The 22,941-nt window shown below is 58.5% G+C and carries 21 protein-coding genes and 1 pseudogene; 8 read left to right on the plus strand and 14 right to left on the minus strand.

The genetic code is table 11. The features are described 5' to 3' along the window. The first annotated feature begins 48 nt into the window (after positions 1 to 48). Positions 49 to 330 carry a GlsB/YeaQ/YmgE family stress response membrane protein gene (locus QSJ80_RS02125; protein WP_352176051.1) on the plus strand — a complete coding sequence of 94 codons (282 nt, stop codon included), beginning with the start codon at positions 49 to 51 and terminating at the stop codon, positions 328 to 330. An 89-nt stretch (positions 331 to 419) separates the two neighbouring features. Beyond that, positions 420 to 1,262, plus strand: coding sequence for an SDR family oxidoreductase (locus tag QSJ80_RS02130; RefSeq protein WP_285762615.1), 843 nt, complete (start codon positions 420 to 422; stop codon positions 1,260 to 1,262). Between the two features lie 14 nt (positions 1,263 to 1,276). Here QSJ80_RS02130 and QSJ80_RS02135 read toward each other — a convergent pair whose 3' ends face one another. The 10 genes from QSJ80_RS02135 to QSJ80_RS02180 form a co-directional block, all read right to left on the minus strand. Then, positions 1,277 to 1,660, minus strand: coding sequence for a RidA family protein (locus QSJ80_RS02135; RefSeq protein WP_285762616.1), 384 nt, complete (start codon positions 1,658 to 1,660; stop codon positions 1,277 to 1,279). Positions 1,661 to 1,760: 100 nt separating this feature from the next. Continuing rightward, on the minus strand, positions 1,761 to 3,878 hold the full coding sequence (spoT, locus tag QSJ80_RS02140) for a bifunctional GTP diphosphokinase/guanosine-3',5'-bis pyrophosphate 3'-pyrophosphohydrolase (RefSeq protein ID WP_285762617.1): 2,118 nt from the start codon (positions 3,876 to 3,878) through the stop codon (positions 1,761 to 1,763). 96 nt (positions 3,879 to 3,974) lie between these two features. Further along, complete coding sequence (gene rpoZ / locus QSJ80_RS02145) at positions 3,975 to 4,241, minus strand: DNA-directed RNA polymerase subunit omega (protein ID WP_285762618.1); 267 nt, start codon at positions 4,239 to 4,241, stop codon at positions 3,975 to 3,977. Between the two features lie 128 nt (positions 4,242 to 4,369). Further along, positions 4,370 to 5,002 (minus strand): guanylate kinase, encoded by a 633-nt coding sequence (gene gmk / locus QSJ80_RS02150; RefSeq protein ID WP_285762619.1) that lies wholly within the window; start codon positions 5,000 to 5,002, stop codon positions 4,370 to 4,372. A 220-nt stretch (positions 5,003 to 5,222) separates the two neighbouring features. After that, entirely contained in the window at positions 5,223 to 6,485 is a 1,263-nt protein-coding gene (locus tag QSJ80_RS02155; RefSeq protein WP_285762620.1) for a sterol desaturase family protein, read from the minus strand. 141 nt (positions 6,486 to 6,626) lie between these two features. Next, positions 6,627 to 7,856 carry a Na+/H+ antiporter NhaA gene (gene nhaA / locus QSJ80_RS02160; RefSeq protein ID WP_285762621.1) on the minus strand — a complete coding sequence of 410 codons (1,230 nt, stop codon included), beginning with the start codon at positions 7,854 to 7,856 and terminating at the stop codon, positions 6,627 to 6,629. After that, on the minus strand, positions 7,853 to 8,995 hold the full coding sequence (locus QSJ80_RS02165; protein WP_285762622.1) for a 5-(carboxyamino)imidazole ribonucleotide synthase: 1,143 nt from the start codon (positions 8,993 to 8,995) through the stop codon (positions 7,853 to 7,855). Before QSJ80_RS02165 ends, nhaA begins: the two co-directional genes overlap by 4 nt. After that, positions 8,992 to 9,477, minus strand: coding sequence for a 5-(carboxyamino)imidazole ribonucleotide mutase (purE, locus tag QSJ80_RS02170; protein WP_285762623.1), 486 nt, complete (start codon positions 9,475 to 9,477; stop codon positions 8,992 to 8,994). The genes QSJ80_RS02165 and purE overlap by 4 nt, the downstream gene beginning before the upstream one ends. A gap of 14 nt (positions 9,478 to 9,491) precedes the next feature. Next, positions 9,492 to 10,433: a sodium-dependent bicarbonate transport family permease gene (locus QSJ80_RS02175; RefSeq protein ID WP_285762624.1), complete on the minus strand. Its 942-nt coding sequence runs from the start codon at positions 10,431 to 10,433 to the stop codon at positions 9,492 to 9,494. Further along, on the minus strand, positions 10,433 to 10,645 hold the full coding sequence (locus QSJ80_RS02180) for a hypothetical protein (protein WP_285762625.1): 213 nt from the start codon (positions 10,643 to 10,645) through the stop codon (positions 10,433 to 10,435). Before QSJ80_RS02180 ends, QSJ80_RS02175 begins: the two co-directional genes overlap by 1 nt. A gap of 107 nt (positions 10,646 to 10,752) precedes the next feature. Here QSJ80_RS02180 and QSJ80_RS02185 point away from each other — a divergent pair, with 107 nt between their 5' ends. Beyond that, positions 10,753 to 11,682: a LysR family transcriptional regulator gene (locus tag QSJ80_RS02185; RefSeq protein ID WP_285762626.1), complete on the plus strand. Its 930-nt coding sequence runs from the start codon at positions 10,753 to 10,755 to the stop codon at positions 11,680 to 11,682. Between the two features lie 35 nt (positions 11,683 to 11,717). Here QSJ80_RS02185 and QSJ80_RS02190 read toward each other — a convergent pair whose 3' ends face one another. The 4 genes and pseudogenes from QSJ80_RS02190 to QSJ80_RS02205 form a co-directional block, all read right to left on the minus strand. Next, complete coding sequence (locus QSJ80_RS02190; RefSeq protein WP_352176103.1) at positions 11,718 to 12,467, minus strand: prolyl oligopeptidase family serine peptidase; 750 nt, start codon at positions 12,465 to 12,467, stop codon at positions 11,718 to 11,720. Between the two features lie 108 nt (positions 12,468 to 12,575). Then, positions 12,576 to 13,823, minus strand: a pseudogene (locus tag QSJ80_RS02195) (prolyl oligopeptidase family protein); the annotation flags it as partial. A gap of 202 nt (positions 13,824 to 14,025) precedes the next feature. Then, a complete protein-coding gene (locus QSJ80_RS02200; protein WP_285762627.1) occupies positions 14,026 to 14,571 on the minus strand; it encodes a hypothetical protein in 546 nt (181 codons plus the stop codon). Positions 14,572 to 15,177: 606 nt separating this feature from the next. After that, positions 15,178 to 15,825, minus strand: coding sequence for a TetR/AcrR family transcriptional regulator (locus tag QSJ80_RS02205; protein ID WP_285762628.1), 648 nt, complete (start codon positions 15,823 to 15,825; stop codon positions 15,178 to 15,180). Between the two features lie 299 nt (positions 15,826 to 16,124). On the opposite strand from QSJ80_RS02205, the gene QSJ80_RS02210 reads away from it, so the two are divergent. From QSJ80_RS02210 to QSJ80_RS02230, 5 genes are all read left to right on the plus strand, one after another. Further along, positions 16,125 to 18,566 carry a TonB-dependent receptor gene (locus QSJ80_RS02210; RefSeq protein WP_285762629.1) on the plus strand — a complete coding sequence of 814 codons (2,442 nt, stop codon included), beginning with the start codon at positions 16,125 to 16,127 and terminating at the stop codon, positions 18,564 to 18,566. A gap of 110 nt (positions 18,567 to 18,676) precedes the next feature. Next, the gene (locus tag QSJ80_RS02215) at positions 18,677 to 19,486 is read left to right on the plus strand and encodes an acetoacetate decarboxylase family protein (RefSeq protein ID WP_285762630.1); all 810 of its coding nucleotides are present in this window, start codon (positions 18,677 to 18,679) and stop codon (positions 19,484 to 19,486) included. 43 nt (positions 19,487 to 19,529) lie between these two features. Further along, on the plus strand, positions 19,530 to 20,702 hold the full coding sequence (locus tag QSJ80_RS02220) for a 3-hydroxyacyl-CoA dehydrogenase family protein (protein ID WP_285762631.1): 1,173 nt from the start codon (positions 19,530 to 19,532) through the stop codon (positions 20,700 to 20,702). Positions 20,703 to 20,717: 15 nt separating this feature from the next. Further along, positions 20,718 to 21,512: an SDR family NAD(P)-dependent oxidoreductase gene (locus QSJ80_RS02225; RefSeq protein ID WP_285762632.1), complete on the plus strand. Its 795-nt coding sequence runs from the start codon at positions 20,718 to 20,720 to the stop codon at positions 21,510 to 21,512. 5 nt (positions 21,513 to 21,517) lie between these two features. Then, complete coding sequence (locus QSJ80_RS02230; protein WP_285762633.1) at positions 21,518 to 22,936, plus strand: MFS transporter; 1,419 nt, start codon at positions 21,518 to 21,520, stop codon at positions 22,934 to 22,936. The last annotated feature ends 5 nt before the right edge of the window (positions 22,937 to 22,941 follow it).

Below are 22,941 nucleotides of genomic sequence, written 5' to 3' on the forward strand. Positions count from 1 at the left end.
AACGACACAGACTGTGAATGAACGGTGTGTCACCCTAGGTTTTCCTCAATGCCGAATAAAGCGGAGGTGCGTATGGGCATTCTTTCCTGGATTATCCTCGGACTGGTGGCGGGCCTGCTGGCGCGCTGGGTGATGCCGGGCACGGCGCCGGGCGGATTCGTCGTGACCACGATTATCGGTATCGTGGGGGCCGTTGTCGGTGGCGCTCTGGCGGGCATGCTCGGCTTCGGCGGCCCGGTGAGCACCATTTCGCTCGGCAGTATCATCACCGCGACGCTGGGCGCTATCGTGTTCCTGCTGGTATTCCGCATGCTCAGCGGGCGCAGCTGACGCGGCGCTTTCAAACAATCAATTCAAGCGCGCTACGGCGCGCTTTCTGCATCCGGGTGGGCTTGCCCGGCGAATAGGAGGACAGGCCTGTGGCAAAGGAAAACGTGTGGCTGCTGGGGTGCGGCGATATCGGTTCACGCCTCGCGTCCCGCCTGGCCAGGCAGGCTTATAGCTGCCACGGTGTGCGCCGCAACCCGACCGCAAATAACGATGCTATCCACTGGCACCGCGCCGATATCACCGACGAGACCGCCGTGGCAAGCCTGTTGCGCCAGGGCGCAGATGTGGTCGTTGCCACTATGACACCCGCGGCAATGACGGAAGACGGTTATCGCCGCGGTTATGTCGACAGCGCGCGCGCCCTTGCATGCGTGATCCGCGCCCTGCCCCGGCCCCCGCGACTGCTGCAGTGGGTCTCCTCCACACGCGTGTACGGCAATGCGGGTGGCGACTGGCTGGATGAATCCGCCAAGCCCGCGCCGAGCGGTTTCCAGGGGCGCCTGCTTCTCGAGGCGGAACAGACTGTACGCGAACTGCCGTGCCCGTCGGTGGTGGTGCGGTTTTCCGGTATCTATGGTCCCGGCCGCGAGCGCCTGCTGAATCAGGTGCGCGCCGGCCGCTGTGCGGCGCCGGAGCCGGTGCAGTACGGTAACCGCATCCACGCCGACGACTGCGCCGGGTTCCTGGCACACCTGATCGAAAGGCAGCGTTACGGCCAGGAACTGGCGCCGATCTACAACGCCAGCGACAACGCACCGGCGCCACTGCACGAGGTACACGCATGGCTGGCGCAACAGCTGGGGGTGGAATGCGTGGAAGTCATGCCGCCGGGAACGCGGGGCGGCAAGCGCCTCAGCAATGAGCGCATGAGGCGCAGCGGCTATAGCCTCAAGTACCCGGATTACCGGGCCGGCTATGCCGCGCTACTGTAAAAACCCTGATCGGGTCAGATCACCATGACCGCTTCGGCTTCAAACAGCGCACCCTTCGGCAGTTCCTTGACACCCACTGCGGCGCGCGCCGGATAGGGCTCGGCAAAAAACTCGCCCATCACCTTGTTGACGGTGGGGAAGTGGTTCAGGTCGGTGAGGTACAGGTTCAGCTTGACGATATCGGCGAGCGAACCGTCGGCAGCCTCGCATACTGCACGCAGGTTCTTGAATACCTGCTGCGCCTGCTCTTCGAAATTGTCGCTCACCAGTTCCATGGTGACCGGGTCCAGCGGGATCTGGCCGGACAGGTAAACGGTGTTGTTGACCTTGACGGCCTGGGAGTAGGTGCCGATGGCTGCCGGGGCCTTGTCGGTCTGGATTACCGCGCGATTGGTCATGGGGAACTCCTGTAAAAGGCGCAAATTTTTAAATCAAAGTAACGCACCGGTCAAACGGATTCGTGTACGTTATTGGCAAAATAAATGGCGGCCACCCCGGTCAGGGGCGGCTGATACGGATGACCGACGGCAGGTTGCGCAGGCGGCGCATGATATTGGCGAGGTGTACGCGGTTGCTGACCTCGAGTGTCATGGAGATCACACTGTTGTGCGCGTCTTTCTCATCCACATGAATCTGCTCGATGCTGCCGCCCTCCTCGGTGATACGGGTGGCAATGCTGGCGATGATGCCGCGCTCGGATTCCACCTCCATGCGCACATCCGCGAGGAACTCGCCGATCACTTCCGGCGACCAGCTCACCGCCATGATGTTCTCCGGGTGTTCGCGCAGTTCGGCGGTATTGCGGCAGGACTCGCGGTGCACCACCAGGCCGCGGCCGGAACTGATGTGGCCGAGAATCTCGTCGCCGGGGATCGGCCGGCAACAGCGTGCAAAGCTGATCATCATGCCCTCTTCCGCCTCGATCGAGAGCGGTGAGGAAATGTGTCCGGCCTCCGGTTCGGTTTCCGCGTCGGGCACCATCAGTTTCGCGGCGGAGTAGGCCATGCGGTTACCGAGCCCGATTTCCTCCAGCAGCTTGTCGAGCGTGCCGGACTTGGTTTCGTCGAGGCCGCGCTGCAGTTGCGCTTCATCCAGCTCGTCCAGGCTGCTGCCGAACTTGGACAGCGCTTTTTCCAGCAGGCGCCTGCCGAGCGCGATACTGTCGTGATGGCGCTGGTGTTTGAGGAAGTGGCGGATGGCGCTGCGGGCCTTGGCGGTGACCACGAAATTGAGCCAGCTCGGGTTCGGCTGTGACTTGGGGCTGGTCAGCACTTCGATTTTCTGCCCGCTCTGCAGCGGTTTCGACAATGGTGCCAGGCGGTCGTTGATGCGCACTGCCACGCAGTGATTGCCGATGTCGGTGTGCACCGAGTAGGCGAAGTCCACCGCGGTGGCGCCAGTGGGCAGGTCGATGATCTCGCCCTTGGGGGTGAACACGTACACCTCGTCCGGGAACAGGTCGACCTTTACGTTCTCGATGAATTCGAGCGAGTCGCCGGCACGCTGCTGCATCTCCAGCAGGCCCTGCACCCAGCGCCGCGCGCGCACCTGGCTGGTGCTGCTGGTGTTCATGGTCTCGGGTGCGGCGGACTTGTACAGCCAGTGCGCGGCAATGCCGCTATTGGCCATTTCGTCCATTTCCTTGGTGCGGATCTGTACTTCAATCGGCACGCCGTGCATGCCCAGCAGCACCGTGTGCAGGGACTGGTAGCCATTCGACTTGGGGATGGCAATGTAGTCCTTGAATTCGGTGATGATCGGCTTGTACAGGTTGTGGATGGCACCGAGTACCCGGTAGCAGGTATCCACGCTGTCGACGATGATGCGGAAGGCGTAGACGTCCATGATTTCCTTGAACGACTTCTTCTTGCTGCGCATCTTGCTGTAGATGCTGTACAGGTGCTTCTCGCGGCCGATCACCAGCGCATCGATGCCCTCGCGCTTGAGGCGTATCTCGATGGCATTCTGCAGCTTTTCCAGCAGCTCCTTGCGGTTGCCGCGCGCGGCGGCGAGGGCAGCACGCAGGCGCGTGGCACGCAGCGGGTGGATCGCAAAGAAGGAGCGGTCCTCGAATTCGATACGCACGTCGTTCATGCCCAGGCGATGGGCGATGGGGGCGTAGATCTCCAGCGTCTCGCGAGCGATGCGCGCGCGCTTGCCGGGCTTGAGCGAGTTCAGGGTGCGCATGTTGTGCAGCCGGTCCGCCAGCTTCACCAGGATCACGCGGATGTCGCGGGCCATGGCCAGCGCCATTTTCTGGAAGTTTTCCGCCTGCTTTTGCGCGGGGCTGTCGGCCTCGAACTGGGTCAGCTTGGATACGCCGTCCACCAGGTCCGCCACCTCGCCGCCAAACTGCGAGGCCAGCGCCTTCTTCGGAATGCCGGTGTCCTCGATCACGTCGTGCAGCATAGCAGCGGCAAGGCTCTCGTGGTCCATGTGCATGCTCGCCAGGATGGTGGCGACCGCCAGCGGATGGGTGACGTAGGGTTCGCCGGAGCGGCGCTTCTGGCCTTCGTGCGCCTGTTCGGCGTAATAGTAGGCGCGGCGTACGAACTGGATTTGATCCGGGGGCAGGTAGGAAGAAAGTCGGTGTGCGAGGCTATCGATGCTGTGCACTGCTGGGCTTCCGGTAATGGCGGGCGATGGCCCATTGTGCGCCTCTTGCCGGCCTGCGGGAAGTGCGGCCGGGCAAAAGAGGCGCGTGGGCGTGCCTTAGAGCGGCTGGTCGTCCAGGTAGTTTACAACCGGCTGCGGCTCGGCGGATACCGGCTCTTCTTCAACCTCGTTGAGGATGCCGGCGTCTACCAGGCCTTCCTCGATCTCGCGCAGGGCGATGACGGTGGGCTTGTCGTTCTCTTCCGGCACCATCGGGTCGCGGCCCTGGGTGGCGATCTGGCGGGCGCGCTTGCTGCCAACAATCACCAGTTCAAAGCGGTTATCGACGTGCTGCAAGCAGTCTTCAACAGTGATACGTGCCATAAAATCTCTAGTCCGTGATGGGTTCTGCTGTGCCGGCGCGGGTCGCACCGGCGGAAAAATTCGGGCCGCACAGTGTACGCAAATTGTACACGCTGCTCAACTGTCTGGTGGCGGTGTCCGGGCCCGGGTCAGCCGGCGCTGCCAAGCAGCTCCTGCAGCAGCGCTGCGTGTCGCTGTTGCTGGCTGGCCGCGCCCAGGCGCCTTGCGGTGACAATCGCCTTCAGTTCTGAGAGGGCCTCATTGAAGTCGTCGTTCACCACCAGAAAATCGGCTTCCACGTAGTGGATCATTTCGCTCACGGCCTGCGCCATGCGCGCGTCGATCACGCTGTCCGGGTCCTGGCCGCGGCCGGTTAGGCGCTCGCGCAGGGTCTCGCGCGAAGGTGGCAGGATAAAGATGCCGACGGTTTCCGGGATCAGGTGACGCACCTGCTGTGCCCCCTGCCAGTCGATCTCCAGGATCACGTCCGTGCCCTCGGCCAGCGTCTGTTCCACCCAGGCGCGTGAGGTGCCGTACAGGTTGTCGAAGACCCGCGCCTGCTCGAGGAAGTCGCCCCGCTCCAGCATGGATTCGAATTCGGCCCGGTCCACGAAATGATAGTTGACGCCATCGACCTCACCCGGGCGCATGGCGCGGGTGGTGTGCGACACGGAAACGGTCACATTGGGGTCCTGCTCGGTGAGGGCCTTGACCAGGCTGGTCTTGCCGGCGCCGGACGGTGCGGAAACGGTATACAGCGTGCCTTTGACGGGGGTCGTCACGGGATTTCCTTTTTCGAATCAGTACGGGGAGGGAAAAGCGGGATTCTAACCGCCGCGCGGGGGGCTTTCAAAGTACGCGGTGGCAAAGCACTGCCGGGGCGGCAGTGTAACGGGCGAGATTCCAGTCGGGGTTGGGGGTGGTACAGCTGTTGGGACTGTGCGCCTGGCACGGGCCACCGGAGTGGCTGGCAGGTGCGCCCCAACTGGAATCGCCCGGGGATTACTTGCCCTGTGTGGCGCCGGCTACCGGGGCCTGACCCCATGTCGCCATACGCCACAGCAAAAGGCTGACTGCAGCATATACGCCGAGCAGGCCCGGCACAACAGTTGACTGACCAATGAGTGCCAATGCAATGCCCGCCAGCAACAGCAGGCGCGCGACCTCCCAGCGGCCGGCATCCGTTGCAGCATCGAGGATGCGCCCGTTGCACATCAGGCCCAGTGCCAGCAGTGCGGCGCTGCCGAATACCTGGGCGTAGGACATGTCCGCCGCCTGCCAGATCAGGGCCAGGGTCACCAGGGTGTAGAGCGCGTGCTGGGTGAATGCGTACCAGCGCCGCGCGGTGCCGATCTCCGGGTCGAAGCGGCGGTAGCCGCCTTCCGGGTAGAGATCGGTAGACGCCACCGGCATGGCTGCCTCGGCATCTGCCGGGCGGTAGCCGGTGCGCCGGAACCACAGGGTGAGCTTGTCCCACCAGGAGCGGGTGTAACAGGCATCCAGCCACATGCGCCGGTAGTGCTGCAGGTTGGCCGCAACCGGGTCGAAACTGTTGAGCGCCTTACGCACGCCGAAGATGCAGGGCTCCTCATCCAGCTCTTCCTGGTAGGTGCCGAACAGACGGTCCCAGATGATCAGCACGCCGCCATAATTCCTGTCCACATACACCTTGTTCTGCGCGTGGTGCACGCGGTGGTTGGACGGGGTGACGAAGATCCACTCGGCCCAGCGCACCTTGGGAACGGCGCGGGTGTGGACCCAGAACTGGTAGATCAGGTCGATGGCGCCCGCCAGCGCCAGCATGGCCGGGTCCACGCCGAGGATGGCGGCGGGGATGTAGAACAGCGGCCCGAACAGTGCCGGGGTGCCGGTCTGGCGCAGCGCGGTGGTGAGGTTGTATTCCTCGCTCTGGTGGTGCACCAGGTGTGAGGCCCACAGGATATTCATCTCGTGGCCGAAGCGGTGGGCCCAGTAGTAGCAGAAGTCGTAGATCGCCACGGCCAGCAGCACATGCCAGGGATTGTCGATGGACCAGTTCAGCCCGAGCGCCTCGTGCAGTGGCGCGAACAGTTGGAAGATGGGGATATAGATGAGGAGCTTGAAGCCGAATTTCACCAGCCCGCTGAGGCGGCTCATCACGCCGGCGGCCAGGCTGCCGAGCGCATCGTTGAGGCGGTACAGGCCCAGGCCCTTCCAGCGGTCATAGGCCAGCTCGATCAGGATCAGGGCAAAGAAGGCGGGGATGGCGAGGGTGATCAGGCTCATCGGTTACCACGGTTGCTAAGCGTAAAAGGCCAGCATGCCCAAATGCTGCAACCGTGGCAACAGAGCCGACTACCGGATTCCGGAATCCGGCAGTACACGGGACTGCCGGGAACTTTCCCGGGAGTTGCCCCAGAAGTGGCCCTAGGAGTTGTCCGGCTGGATACCGAACGGGGTGAAGGCGCGGCCTTCGCGGGCCGGTCCGGCCGGCTCGTTCTTGCGGCTGCACACGTAAAGCACGCGGGCACCGGCGAGGGCGGACAGGAGTGAGCCCAGCAATACGCCCACCTTCACGTCATCCTGGTACGCGGCGAAGCCCTCGAAAGCCAGGCTGCCGATAAACAGGCTCATGGTGAAACCGATACCGCATAGCAGCGACACGCCGTACACCTGTGCCCAGGTGGCATTTTCCGGTAGCTTGGCGATACCGGCTTTCACCGATAGCCAGACCACGCTGAAGATACCCACCTGGTTACCGAAAAACAGCCCCAGTGCGATACCCAGTGTGACCGGGTTGAGCAGGCGCTCCGCGCTGAAGCCCGCCAGCGAGACACCGGCATTGGCGAACGCGAACACCGGCAGGATCAGCAGGGTGACCCACGGCAGCAGGCCGTGCTCCATACGGTGCAGCGGCGCCATGGACTTGACCACATTGACCCGCAGCGGGATGAACCAGGCGGTGACAAAGCCCGCGAGTGTTGCGTGTACGCCGGACTTGAGCACCGCCACCCAGATGACCAGGCCGACAATCACGTAGGGCGCCAGGTTGAGCACCCGTGCCCGGTTGAGTGCGAACAGCACCCCCAGGCCCAGCGCGGCAATGGCCAGCGAGGTCAGCGACAGGTCGCCACTGTAGAACACCGCAATGATGATGATCGCGCCGATATCGTCGAAAATCGCCACTGACAGTAAGAACAGCTTCAGGCTGACCGGCAGGCGGCTGCCGAACAGGGTAAAGATGCCGATGGCGAACGCGATATCCGTGGCGGACGGCACCGCCCAGCCACGCAGGGTTTCCGGGCTGTCGAAGTTGATCGCGGCGTAGATGATGGCCGGGAAGATCATACCGGCCGCGGCCGCGATGCCGGGCAGCATGATCTGGTCCTTGGAGGCCAGGTGCCCTTCCATCACTTCGCGCTTGATTTCGAGCCCGACCACCAGGAAGAACAGTGCCATCAGGCCGTCGTTGACCCAGAGCAGTAGCGGCTTCTGCAGTGAGTACTCACCTACCGCCACCACCACAGGTGTATTGAGGATGTCGAAGTAAAAGCCCTGCAGCGCTGAGTTGGCGAGTAGCATGGCCAGTGCCGCGGTGGCGACCAGTAGCATGCCACCGAAGGATTCGTGCTCGATAATCTTTTTTATAGCGCTCATTCCTGGTATTCCGTCTGGATCTCCTCTATTGGCAGGTTGTCGTCGGTATAGATTTCCTGCAGCTGGGTGCAGACCACTGCCCGGATGTCTGTGCGGCTGTCGTGCACCAGGTTCATATGCCCCACCTTGCGGCGCGGGCGGATGGCCTTGTCGTACATGTGCACAACCCAGTTTTCCGCGTTGGCAAACTGCGCAGGCGCCGGGACGCCCAGCAGGTTGATCATGGCGGTGTCCCGAACCTCGCCCAGTGCGCCGTCAAAGCGCCCGCAGATGGCCAGCAGGTGTGCGCTGAACTGGTCGATGTCACAGCCCTCCATGGACCAGTGGCCGCTGTTGTGCACGCGCGGCGCCAGCTCGTTCACCAGCAGCCCGTCGTCGGTGACAAAGCACTCCATGGCCACCACGCCAACGTAGTCGCCTTCCTGCAGTACCTTTTCAATGGCATCGTGCGCCTGTTGCTGCAGTGCCGGCGAGATGTTCTGGGCCGGGGCGAAGGAGCACAGCAGTGTGCCCTGCCAGTGGTGGTTTTCCGCCGCCGGGTAGACGGCGATCTTGCCGCTGCGGTCGCGGATGCCGATGATGGAAATCTCGCGCGAGAAGTTGACTGCCTTCTCTACCACGCATGGCTGCCTGGTAATGGCGGCCAGGTGCTGGTCGACATCGCCCGCTGCTTTCAGTAACCACTGGTTCTTGCCGTCGTAGCCCTGTTCGCAGCTTTTCACGAAGGCCGGCAGGCCGAGTTTTGCCACCGCCTCGCGCAACGAGGCTTCATCGTCGCAATACTCGAATTGCGCCGTGGCCAGGCCAATGCTGTTCAGCCAGCGCTTTTCCTTGTTGCGATGGCGGGTGATGTCGATGAAATCCGGGTTCGGGTGTACCTGGCAGAACGGCTGCAGTGCGCGCAGCAGGTCGGTATCGACATCCTCTTTCTCGACGGTGATCACGTCGGGCTTGCCGAGCTGTTCGAACAGCGCCTCCGCGGGAGTGCCGGCGCTGATCACGTGGATCTCGCCATGACCCTCAACGCTTTCCGTGCCCTCGCCCTCCATCGCCATGAAACAGACCTCGATATCGAGGTCCTTTGAGGCCATGGCCATCATGCGTGCCAGTTGTCCGGAGCCGAGTACCGCTACCTTCATGGCTGAATCTCGTAGCCGACGCTATCGGTCAGCTGCTGGCGCCAGGCGCGAAAACGCTCGCGTACCTCGCTGTCGGACAGTGCCAGGATCTGGGCGGCCATGACGCCGGCATTGTAGGCGCCGGCCTCGCCGATCGGCTGGGTCGCGGTGGTGATGCCGCGTGGCATCTGCACGATGGAAAGCAGGCTGTCGAGGCCGTTCAGGTGACGGCTGGCAACCGGCACGCCGACCACCGGAATGATGGTTTCCGAGGCGATCATGCCCGGCAGGTGCGCGGCGCCGCCTGCGCCTGCAATGATGACCTTTGTGCCCTCCGATTCAGCCCGAGCCGCGAACTCCTGCAGGCGCGCCGGGGTACGGTGCGCGGATACCACGCCGGCGGTGTGCGGGATCTGCAGTGCCGACAGTACTTCAGTGGCCGCTTGCATGGTTTTCCAGTCGGACTGTGAACCCATAACGATGTTCACGGTAGAGAAGTTCATTATTTCGGAGACCTCTAGGAGACGGATTGGCTGATATAGGTCGCAGCGGCGAGGTACACCGGAATACCTACCAGCACGTTAAACGGGAATGTGATGGCAAGCGAAGCGGTCAGCGGCAGGCTCATATTGGCGTTCGGCAGGGCCGCACCCAGTGCAGCCGGAGCCGCAATATAGGAAGCGCTGGCACCGAGCGTCGCGAGGAGCGCAATTCCGCCGATGGAAAAGTCCATCAGTGTCGCTAGGCTCCCGCCAATGGTAGCACCGACCAGTGGCATCACGATAGCGAAGCTGGTGAGAAACGCGCCCTGGCGCATGACCTGGGGGAACTGTTCCGCCGCCTTGCAGCCCATGTTCAGCAGGAACAGGGCGAGGGCACCGTGGAAGGTGGCGCTGAACAGCGGCATCACCTTGGCAGTGCCCTCCGTGCCTGCCATCCAGCCGATCAGCAGGCCGCCGAACAGCAGCACACAGCCCTGGTTGAGCAGTAACTCGTGCCAGTCCAGCCGGGCCTTCTTCTTGTCTCCGCGGGTGGCGAGATAGATGCCGATGGCGATGGCCGGTACCTCCAGCAGCACCACAAACAGCGGGAAGTAGGCCTCGTAATCGACCCCCCGGCTATCCAGCAGTGCAATGGCAACGGCAAAGGTCCCCACGCTGACGGAACCGTAGTGCGCCGCGGTCGCTGCCGCGTCGGTGCGGTTCCACTGGCCGATACGGCGCAGCAGGGGGTAAGCAATAAAGGGCAGCGCCAGCCCCAGCAGCAATACCAGTAACGCCTGGGGGACCAGGCGTACACTGGCGTGCTCACTTAGGGCGACGCCGCCTTTTAACCCGATCGCGATCAGCAGGAACAGGGTCAGGCCCTGCGAAAGACCGCGGGAAAAGTGGATCTTGCTGCCAACAAGGGTAGCGGCCATGCCGAACAGGAAGAAGGCAACAACGATATCCAGCTGCATCAGTGCTGACCCTGTAGTCCAGCGTCAGCCGCGCCCATGGTGGGCAGCGACAGCCCGGACTGGCCGAGGAGTTGCAGCGCGTTCAGGCCGAGCAGCAAACCGCCGACCACTGCGAGCGACCAGTCGATCCATCCCTGGCCGGCGCTGTAGCTACCGGCCCCCAGGATCAGGGCGCCTGCGGCGAGACCAAAGGTCAGTTGGCGGGTCTGCATGTCACACCTCCGAATTCTGTCATGGCGGGCATTATCCGGAAGTCGACATATCAATAAAAATAGATATTATCTAATCCATTATTAGACAATCATCTATGTAAAGGCTTATGAGCAGACTGCACGCCCATGTCGGCACCATTCGCCAGCTTGAGATCCTCTGCGCCCTGCAGGAACACGGCAGCGTGGTGGCAGCCGCCCGGGCGCTGCACCTGACCCAGCCGACCGTCTCCATGCAGTTGCGCAAACTGTCGGAGGCGGTGGGCCTGCCCCTCTATTTCCAGGTGGGGCGGCGCCTGCAACTCACCGATGCAGGGCGCGAAATGGTGTCTAGCGCACGCGAGATCCTGTCCTGCTTCGAGCGCCTCGACATGCGCCTCACCAAGATGCGCGGGCTGACTGCCGGTACCCTGCGCATCGCTGTGGTGACCACCGCCAAGTACTTTATCCCGCACCTGATCGGCGAGTTCTGCAAGCTCTACCCGGATATTTCGGTGGAGCTGAAAGTCGGCAACCGCGAACAGATTGCACAGCGCATGGCCGAGGGCCTGGATGACTTCTGCGTGTTCAGTCATCCGCCCAAGAAGGAGGAGTACCTGCTGACCGAGTTCCTGCCCAATCGGTTGGTGGCTATCGCCCCGGAGCAGCACGAGCTCGCCGGCCGCGAACGGATTCCGCTGGAGGAGTTTGCGCGGGCCCCGTTCCTGATGCGCGAGGCGGGCTCCGGTACGCGCTACGCGATCGAGCGCCACATGGAGAGGTTTGATTGCGAGCTGAATGTGCGCATGACCATCGAGAGTAACGAGGCCATCAAGCATATGGTGATGGCGGGCATGGGGGTGTCGATCCTGTCCGAACATACCTGGAATGTCGGCGGTGAAGCGGGCATCGCCATCCTGGATGTGGAGCACCTGCCGATCAAGACCAACTGGTACCTGGCGCGCCTCGGCAGCAAGCCGGTGACACCGGTGGCCGAAGCGCTGCTGGAGTATGTGCAGCGCGAGGAGCGCCTGAAGGGGTTGAAGAAGGTGGAGTTATAAGGAATGGGCGGGGCAAAGTGCCCCGCCAAAGGCATTTATTCAGCTGGTGACTCGAGAGAGTTCCAGAGATGGGTGTACATCAGCGCGACCCGGTGCGCCAATTGCTCGTTGGTCGAGTGGCCGCCGTGACCGCCTTCCAGGTTTTCGTAATACTCGACTTCCTGTCCCATGGCTTTCATACGCGCGGCCATCTTGCGGGCGTGGCCCGGGTGTACGCGGTCATCGCGCGTTGAGGTAAAAAACAGCACCGGCGGATAGTCCTGTTCCTTCTTCAGGTTCTGGTAGGGGGAGTAACTCTTGATAAATGACCAGTCGTCAGTGTCCGGGTTGCCGAACTCACCCACCCAGGAGGCACCAGCGAGTAATTTATGATAGCGCTTCATGTCCAGAAGCGGTACGCCGCAAATGGCAGCATTAAACAATTCTGGATTGCGCGTGATACTGGCACCCACTAACAGGCCGCCATTACTGCGCCCTTCGATGCTCAGGTAATCAGGGGCAGTAACATCGCGTTCTATCAGGTCCTTCGCAACAGCCGCAAAGTCATCGAAAGAGTTAGTCCGCTTCTCGCGCAGGGCCGCTGCGTGCCAAGCTGGTCCATACTCGCCGCCACCGCGTATATTTGCCAGCACATACACTCCCCCCCGTTCGAGCCACAGTTTACCGTAGGCGCCGTTTAGCTCTTCGTACGAACCCGAGTAGGATGGCAACAATGAGTTCCGGAAGCCACCATAGGAAAACATGTGCGTAGGATTTTTTCCGTTAAATTCGATATCTTTCGCCATCACAGCAAAATAGGGAACCCGCGTTCCGTCCTTGGATTCTGCGAAGTATTGTTCAACCTTGAAGCGCGATCCGTCAAAAGTCGCTGATTGCTTAAATATTTTCTCTAATTTTTTTTCGCTTGGAAGATAGCGATATAAGGTTGGTGGGGTAATAAAATTTTCCCAGGTTAGATAGGTTTCCCCAGATACTTCATTGAGAGTGTTGATTTCTAACTGCCCATCACCGGGCAGCGCAATCACATTCCTCACAAAGCCTTTTTTACCGCGGCTGTAAAAATATGCCCGGGCTTTTACGTCTTCCAGCATTGTCACTAATACGCCCGCATCAGAAACCGCAACGGATTCGATAACTTCGCTATCAGACGGGGTTACGAGATTCGATATTTTAAGCTTGCCATCTATGATGGACCGTTGAGAAACCGCTATCAGGCTTCCTTGAACCCAAGTCTTGTTATTCGCCTGCCAATCCTTGTTTATTTTGACAATCAAGTTGTCACCCTGCACTCCATATAGAAAGGCTGAGTGTGGCAAAGCTAATGAATGAATTTTACCATCGTGATACAAGCTAAATTTGAAGCTCCAGAAATCGGAACTCTCTAAGATGAAAATGGATTGCTGTTTCCCACCGAAAGTAATCGGCCTCACGCTGACAGACCCTTTGGGTACTTCTATGATCGGCTTCACACTCAACAATTCGGTGCCGCGCTCCCATAGCCTGGCGCTACGGGCGTACCCTGAATCGGTTGCCGCGTCCTCGCCCAGTGTGCTCGAAATCAGCAAGTGATCCTTGTCGACCCATTCGGCACCCTGCTTGGCTGCTGGTGCATAAAAGCCGCCGTTGACAAATTCCTTATCCTGGACATTGTATTCCCGTAATTCCACCGCATCGCTGCCACCGTCTGAGAGATGCATTAGGCAGCGGGTATGAGCCTCGTCCTCGCAATTCATGCCCTTGAGCACCTATTTTTTACCCTCTTTTTTGGAGAGCGCGTCGATATCGAGAACCGTTTCCCAGCTATCTTCGCCGCGGTTGAAGCTGACTACTTTAATACGACGGTAAAGCCCACGCGGGTTGGCCTTACTGTGGTAGTTCTGGTAAAGCCATTCGCCTTTTTGCGTGACCTCCGGCAAGCGGTCTTCCGCGTCGAGGGCAGCCAGCGCGTCCTGGTAAAGGCCTTTATAGAGGGGGGTGTCAGTTAAGCGTGAATCGGTGACTCTGTTTTGTTTCTTGACCCACTCGATGGCTCGCTCACTTTCAATCTCCTCCAGCCAAAGATAGGGATCTTCCTCTGCATAGCTGAAGGAGCATGCAATTAAAGCCAGAACGGCACGGTAAGTCTGTCGGAATACTTTCATTGTCTTTGTCTTTTATCTTATTCGAGTAAAGAAAAACCAGCTTGATGCGAGTCGGCCAGTCCACTTTTTCAGGTTTACCTGCAAGGGACGAAGTTTCGATAAAGGATGGAGGTAACACTCCGGTGAAGAGTACGGGGTTGTCATTTGAGCATCAAATCGGGGAGCCACACAGGTGGCCCCCGATATTCGAAGGAAGAGTAGGTTATTCCGATGCTAGCTTGGCTTCCTGAGCATTGAATACATTGGAAAACTTATATTTTCGGCCACCCTCACTATCAATTTCAAAGCCTGACCAGCTTTTAAAGGGGCCAATCCTGCTGCCTTCGCTATATTGTTTGGCGCCCCCTTCAGATGTTTCTTCCCACAACAACAGGAAAGTGAAGTCTTCCGGAGAATTCAGATCTGCGCTGACAAAAGAGGCGCGGCTAGCTTTGCCAAATGCCTTTTTCTGCTTGTCGTAATTACTCGCCACGTAATCGCCGGAACTCAGATCAACTTTAAACGACGGCTCTCCGCTTACCTCATAGAACGTCAAGCTGTAAGGGCCGCTCTTTTTCACAATAGCCTGTGAGTCTATTTCGGTTTTCCATCCGTTCTCGTCTCTGTTTCTAATAACGACTGGCTCCCACGCTCCGGACGCCCAGCCATCAATAATATATTTCAGTTTTTCTTTGTCTGTTACTTCACCGGCGTTACTTAAAGACGATACGCAGATCAATAAAAACAAAATCCATTTTGAAGCTCGCACAGCGTTCTCCTTCCAGTTAATTTATATTGTCGGCACAAATGTACTTATTGTTGATATTATTTCCATGGATTACGCCAATTTAAAAATAAGGCGTACTAGTATCCAATTGCTGAAAACGCAATTATTTGTACAACCTGGGAACTTATATCATCGAGTAGCCATTAATTAAAAGTGGAGAAGTCGGATTTTTAGGAAGGTGTATGAAAAAATTTAAGGCGAGGTAAATATGTCTGATTAATACTGGGGGAAATTTCAGAAAATATTATGCCGGGCCGAACGGAATTCGGCGGAGGGGCTCTATATTCTGCATTAATGAGAAAACGTGTGCTTTCGATATAGTGAGGTTTGTATTGGATTTAGATGATTGCAGGGCTCAGCGTGGGAGGGGCTAGATGCATTCAATATTGGGAAGGTTGGGGTTATTCAATGTGTGGCTGGATTGGCTCCGACATGGCAGCCATGCTCAGGAGCGACTCGCACCTCTATAATTGGCGGGGCTCATCCATCTGCGGACGATGCTTCAGCATGCGCGAAATGTTGACGACAGCACCCCGGAGCTTTCCTGCAGGCGCAGCCTTCCCCTGAGGCGCGCCGCCGAGGGTGGTGTCAATCGCGTTCAAGGCGCAGAAGCATCTTCACCAGCATATCCGCATGCCTGTCTACGCGCGCCTCCTCGCAGGGGTCGATATTGAACAGGCGACGGCATTCCGGTGCGAAGGAAAAGATGGTCGATGATGCGCTGACCATGATGTAGTACCAATGGATAAAACCGTCGCGGTCGAGCTGCAGGGAGTCTCCTACCAGCTTCTGCATTTTTTCGCATGCGGGGGCTATGTATTGCTCGATCAGGTGCTGGATCCGCCAGGTATCCCGGGTGGCCTCCTGGCTCATCAATCGGCTCAGCTCCGGATGACGCGCGTGGAAGCCTACGTAAAAGCGCACGATAAAGGCCAGATGCTCACTTTCTGACACTTCGCGCAACAGGCCGAGGCGTTGCTCAAATTCATCGTGCATGCCGACGAAAATAGTAGCCACAACCGACTTCCAGAACGCTTCCTTGTCACCGAAGTGATAGGCCAGCAGGCCGCGCTTTACCTTTGCCGCATTCTCAATATCGCGTAAGGAAACGGCATCGAATCCGCGCTCGGAAAACATCACCCGCCCGGCGTCGATCAGTTTGGACTTGGTCGCCTCCGCCCGCTCCTGCACGCGGCGGGTACGGCCACCGATAGCGGTGCCGGCAGGCGAGGTCATAGGCATTTTTTCTGACTGCAAAGTTCCACTCTAAAACAGTTTGAACAAAAAATACGCAAAATTTAGTCTGAGGTTTCCAACTTTACCACGATAGACAGGGGCTCGCCGCGTAAATAACAACACTTGTCTTGTTGACCGGGTAAATTTTTGTGGTTAAATTCGTAAGCGTGCAAGTTTTACTTGCCGTAGCGATTGAGGTTTGTGCTAATTACGGGGTAGCCCCCTGACGGCAGTGAGCGACTGCCAACCGGACGGGCTGCCCCAAATACAAAAATAAAAAGACTCGGAGGCCAACCGGCATGAAGTCTACATCCCACAAGCGTTTCCCCGTCCGCCGGCTGTGCGCAGTCGTCGCCGCCATGGTCGCCGCTGGCCCCGCAAGTGCCGACACTTCTCTGGAAGAGATAGTGGTCACGGCCAACAAGCGTGAATCGAGCCTGATGGAGACGGCCGCAGCGGTATCCGCGTTCGACAGCGGTGCCCGCGAAGACATGGGCATCGACGGGTCCGCCGACCTGGCCGCCCGCTCTCCGTCCCTGACCGTTGCGCCAAGCCGGATCAGTATCCGCGGTATTGGCCGTCCGAACACCGCGCTGGGTTCCGACCCGGGAGTAGGTCTTTACTGGGATGGTGTCTACAACACCGAAACTGATGTATTCAATATGTCCAACTTCCTGGATATTGAGCGCATCGAGGTGTTGCGTGGTCCGCAGGGCACCTTGTATGGCCGTAACTCGATTGGCGGCGCGATCAATTTTGTCAGCAAGACCCCGGACAGCGAGGAATGGGGTACTTCCGTAGTCGCTGAGCTGGGTAACTATGGCCAGACCACTGCGCAGGTACTTACCAGTGGCCCGGTCACCGAAAAACTTTCGGTACTCGCCGCCCTGTCGGACATCCGTCGCGACGGTTTTCAGGAGAACCTGTACAACGGCGATGAGTATGACAATCGCGAAAACCAGTATGCAACGGTAAGCCTGAAGCACCAGACGACCGAAAACTGGTCGAGCACTTTGAAGGTGATGCGTTCCAATTCGGATACCAACCCATCTAACGGCTATACGCTGGAGCCCTTCTCTACTGAAAATGTGCAGGAAGTTCGTGACGCCTACGTGGGTGCCACGGTGCTGAATTTCCCGGGTATGTTCCCCGGCCAGAATTTTGCCAATATGCATCAGGGCATGACGGTGGAAAATCCCGGCGTCAATGATCCGAGCCAGGTCTCGATAGACTTTGAGCCAACCCAGAGCAGTGAGCGCGATGCGCTGTTCTTTACCAGCGAATGGGATGCAGACAGCTTCGTCGTCAAGTATACCGCCGGCCATTCAAAGTTTGACTTCAGCCGTGCCCTCGATGCCGACCTCACCGCTGCTGAAGACTCCGGCCTGGACTGGAACAACCTGTACCTCACTACACAGTTTGGCCCGCTGCCGATGTCCCTGATCACCGGTATCGGTGCTACGCCTTCTGACCTGATTTTCTCCTTTGAGCAGGAGTCGGAATTTACTTCGCATGAACTGCAGGTAAGCACCGACCTTGAAGGCCCGGTTAACTTTATCGGTGGCCTCTACTATTACAACAGCGATGAAACCCAGGACATCTATTACCAGGAGCGCAACGCCGAGCTGATGGCGGTATACGCGACTCTGGGTAGTTTCATTGGCCAGGGTGTGAACCCGGAAGGCTACCTGTACAAAGCCGATGCGGAACTGGAGACCACTTCGACAGCGATCTACGGCCAAATGGACTGGAGCGCCACCGACGACCTGGTTGTAACCCTAGGCCTGCGCTACTCGGAAGATGAAAAGAGTGGTCGCGATAACACCTTTGCCCAGTACGTTGGTAATCCTGCGGCTCCATTTGTCACCCATGCTGGCTCCGATACCTGGGATCAGCCCACCTGGAAGCTGGGCTTCGACTACACCCTGAGTGAAGACCACTTCCTGTACGGTTTTGTCGCTACTGGATATCGCTCGGGTGGTTTTAACCTGCTGCAGCCGACCGCTACTCCCGATATCGATATGGTCGACCCGGAAACCCTGACCTCGACCGAGCTTGGTTACCGTGGCAGCTTCGCTGACAACCGTGTCAATCTCAGCGCTTCGGTGTATCACTATGCCTATAAGGACATGCAGGTATTAAAGCAAACGGTTGTCAATGGTGTGTCGCTATCCAGCTATGAAAATGCTGCGGAGTCAACCGCAACGGGTTTCGAAACCGAGTTTCAGGCCCTGTTGACCGATCAGCTGATGTTCAGTGGTACATATTCCTATAACGACACCCGCTTCGACGAGTTCTCTTCCACAGACTTCAATGCGTGCGCTCTGGGCCCCCGTGCCGTGGGGCTGGTCTTCGACCCCCTGTGTACCAATGAGCAGGATCTCGCAGATAACAGCTTCCCCCTCAGTCCGGAACACAAGGCATCGGCCAACCTGACGTATAGCTGGGAAGCCATGGATCTCGACTGGAGTGCAAGCGGCAGCTACATGTACACCAGCGAGCAGTACATGTCCGCTTTCAACCGAGACGACTACGACCTGCTGGATTCCTGGAGTCGAGTGGACCTGCGACTGAATGTCGCCTCACCAGATGAAACCTGGGAAGTTACCGGTTTTGTGAAAAACCTGAGTGACGACCGCGATGTCGTTTATCGGGATCGTCCGAGCACGGTAACCCATACCGCAGTCTCGACTCTCACCGATCCGCGACTTTACGGCGTGCGCCTGAAGTACAACTTCTAGGCCAGAGCAAAGGAAGGGTCCCGGAACCGGGGCCCTTCCTGACCGACTCCTGGCGACTGCAGCGCTGCGAGCCGGCAACCCGCTCCTACAAACAACTTCCAGAGGTAACCATGCAAGCACTCCCACCTAACCAGAGCTTTACCATGCCGGCCCATTTCGGGCCGCGGGGCAGTAACGCCCGCGCCAGTGGCTGGTATCGGGATGTCACCATGATGGTGGTCCCTTACGTGACCGACCGCGAAAAGCTCGCCGCCTACCTGCCTGAGCCGTTCAGCATTGATGAAGAACCGATAGTGACTGTGGTCTACGCCTGCAACCGTCAGGTCGACTGGCTTGCAGGGCACGGTTACAACCTGCTCGGGGTCCATGCCGCCGCCCGTTTTGACGGGGAGCAGGATCAACTGCGGGGGACTTATACGCTGGCCCTCTGGGAGAACCTTGCCGATCCGATCCTGACCGGGCGCGAACTCCAGGGCATCCCGAAAATTTTTGCAGATATTCCCGACCACAGTATCGACAATGGCCGCTGGCGGGCCGAGGCGCGACACTTTGACAACCGCATTGTCAGCCTGGAAATCGACCAGCTGCGTCCGCCTACCATGGAAGAGATTGCGGCATCGATGGCTGCGCAGGAGGGACGTGATAACCCCATGGCGTGGCGCTACATGCCGGCCATTGGTGGCTTTGGCAGTGCGATCAGTGAAGCCACCACCTTCCCATCGGAAACACAGTACCATGAGGTCCAAGTGGGTACCGGCCGGGTAGATTGGCAGCAACTCACCTGGGAGCAAAATCCAACTCAGTTCCATATCGTCAATGCCTTGCAGACGCTGCCGGTACTTGAATACCGGCCGGCAATGATTGCCAGATGCAGCGTCAACCTGCTGGTGCCGGACCGCCTGCCCAGAGCCCTGCGCTAGACATGGGGCTAAACACTAGTAGTAATGACGGGTAGGGATTTTGATGGATAAAAAGATAACAAAAATCTGCTATGTCGGCGCGGGCACCATGGGCAGCTACAATGCCCTGATCGCCGCCATCGCCGGTTATTCTGTGGTTCTGTACGACCAATGTTCGAAGGTACTGTCAGGTGTGGACGGCCGCCAGCGAGAAATCGCCGGCATGCTGGCCGCAAGCGGCAAGATACCCGCGGGCGCGATTGAGCAGGCCTGGAAAAGAATTGCCATCAGCGATGATCTCGCAACCGCACTCGAGGGTGCGGAGCTTGTCAGTGAGTCGGTGACGGAATCCCTCGAGGTTAAGCGGGCGATCCACCGTACATTGGAGGAAATGGCAGCACCGGGGACCATCCTCACGACGAATACTTCCGCCTTGCTGCCATCCGATATCGATAGCGCACTCGACAGCGGGCGCAATTTCGCCGCCCTGCACTCTTATCTTGGCTCACCATTGGTGGACATTGTTACCGGCCCGCGCACCGCTGGTGCGATCCCGGAGGCACTGATGGCATTTGTGCGCAGTGTCGGCGGTGTGCCACTGGTGATGAAAAAAGAATATCCGGGCTACATCCTGAACTCACTGCTCGGCCCGCTTCTGACTACAGCGATGCTGTTGGTCAGTCGAGGTCAGGCGAGTGTGGAACAGGTAGATCGCTGCTGGATGGCGTACATGAAAGCGCCGATGGGCCCTTTCGGGATGATGGATTTTTTTGGCATCAACGTGGTATTCGATAGCTGGTGCACGACTTCTCTCAGCGAAGAAAAAAAACGCCACCAGCCGGAAATACGCGCTCTGCTGCAACCATTGGTAGAGAGTGGGTGCACGGGTATGAAAGCTGGAAAGGGGTTCTACCAATACCCCGAGCCAGCCTACGGCTTGCCGGCATTTTTCGAGCAGTCCAAACCGGATTCCGATACTTTTCAGGTGCTGTTGCGCAGCGTCGTTCAGGCGAGCCTGTTAATTGTGGCAGAAGGCGCTGCGTCATTTGATGAAGTGAATTTTGCCTGGTGCGTAGGCACCGGGCTTGGGGAAGCACCGCTCGAGTTGATGCAGAGTGACCAGTATGGCCCCCTGCGCTCTTCCATATTGGCCGGCAACCACGCAATATCACTGTTGAGCGCTGACCAGCATCAATCCATCTGCGCAGTCATGTCGGCGCAGGCGCAAACCGCCTAGGGGCCAGAGGTACCGATGCAGGATTTTACCGGCAGAACCGTATTGATCACCGGCGCATCCAGAGGGCTGGGTGCTGAAGCGGCTCGCCAATTTGCACGCGCAAATGCCCATGTCATTGTTGCTGCGCGACGCCCGGAAGCGGGAGAGGCAGTGGTTGCTGATATTGTCAGCCGTGGTGGCCGAGCCAGTTTTGTGCGCCTTGACGTTACGTCCCAGTCAGATTGGCATGCGGCAGTCGCTATGATCGATCAGGAATTCGGCGCACTGCAGGTACTCGTCAACAATGCCGGGGTTCATCTGGCGCGCCGAATGGAGCAATGTACCGAGGCTGATTTCTACCGACAGATTGAAACCAACCTTAAAGGGGTGTTTCTCGGCTGCCAGTCTACCCTGCCCCTACTGCGCAAGGGCGTCACGGCCAGTGGAGACGCCTGTATCGTGAACGTATCTTCGATTGCCGGATTGGTGGGTGTTGCCAGCCAGACCCTGTACAACATGACCAAGGGTGGGGTGCAGTTGTTCAGCAAATCGCTGGCACTGGAACTGGCCGACAGCAAGGTGCGCGTCAATTGCGTCAACCCCGGCATGATCGAGAACGATATGGGTGAGCAACTGGTGGGGCAGCTGGTTGAGGAAGGCATTTTCCCAGAAATTGAGGCCGCCAGTCGTTTCCTGCATCGACAGATACCCTTGCGCCGCTTTGCCCGATGTGAGGAAGTCGCGCGCGCAATCACTCACCTGGCCAGCCCGGCCTCCTCGTACCTGACCGGCACGGAAATCGTGTTGGATGGTGGACTGACAGCGGGATAAAAATAATGCATACCCTTCTTAGTAAAAGCAGCAAGAACGCTTACGGGGTCGGGCAGTTCGCCTGGGCCGTCAAGGACTCCTGTTTCCACTATTTCCTGTTTTTTTATTACACCCAGATACTGGGGATGGCTCCGAGCCTCGCGGGTCTCGCGGCGCTGCTGTCGATTATTGCCGACGCAATCTCAGACCCGATCGTTGGCCACTTTTCTGACAAGATGCGTACGCGTAACTGGGGGCGTCGTCACCCCTTTATGGCCGTGTCGATCCTGCCCGTATCGCTGTCCCTGTTTGCGATATTCAACCCGCCTGGCGGTCTCGATGATATGGGCTTGTTCGGCTGGTATCTGGCAACGGCGATTCTGGTGCGAACGGCACTGACCTTTTTCGTGGTGCCATACATGGCAATGGCTGCAGAGCTCAGCAGTGACTATCACGAGCGCACCAGTATCGTCGTGCACCGTACCTTCTGGGGGTATACCGGTGGTATCGCATTGCAGGTGCTGGCCTGGTTTATTCTCATCCCAACCGCGACCAAAGCCGGCAATGTTGCTATCGGGTACCAGAATATTGGCATTGCAGCTTCATTAATAGCGGCAGTGGGTATGGCCATTGCGGTTTGGGGTACTCGTTCACGCATCCCTTATCTCAACAAGGCCTCCGATGAACAGCTGAGCCGTCCCTGGTACTGCGCATTTACCGATATCCTGAGTTTCTTCCGTGTCTACTCGGCACGCACGCTGTTTATCGGCAGTCTTGTTCTGGTGAGTGTAATGGGTACGGCCAATACAATGCTGCTGCATATCAATATGTTCTTCTATGAGTTCAGCAGCACCCAGACCGGTGCATTTATGTTGTGTGTATTCGTGGCACTAATACCCGCCTCTATTTTGACGGTAAAGGCCTCCGCCCGTATGGGTAAACGTGGCGCAATTGTTTTCATGCTGGTGGCGGCGGCATTTATTGGACCAGTCCCAGTTCTTGCTCGAATGTTTGAGCTCACACCACCGCCGGGCAGTAGTGAGCTGCTGGCGCTGGTTTGCCTCTTTGTAATTCTGCACCAAACCTTTTTCATCGGGGCCATGTCACTCATCAATTCCATGACGGCCGATGTTGCTGATGACCTGGAAGAAGAGACCGGCCTGCGTCAGGAAGGATCGCTTAACTCAGCCATGATGCTGATTCTGAAACTGACCTTTGGTATCGGCACTCTTTGTGCGGGCTTTATTCTGGACTTCGCTGGTTTTGGCGAATCGCAGGACCCGGCGAATGTCACCCTGGAAATGCTGGCTCGTATGGGGTGGGCCTACGGGCCGGGCATGTCAGTGCTGGTTCTCGCCAGTGCTTATGTTTTTACTAAATACCATTCCCGACGCGAGCAGGAAGCGGTGCAGGCTGCGAGCTCTAAGGCTGCGGTAGCGGGCTGAAATAA

It is taken from the genome of Biformimicrobium ophioploci, from assembly GCF_030270605.1.
Taxonomy (GTDB): Bacteria; Pseudomonadota; Gammaproteobacteria; order Pseudomonadales; family Cellvibrionaceae; genus Biformimicrobium; species Biformimicrobium ophioploci.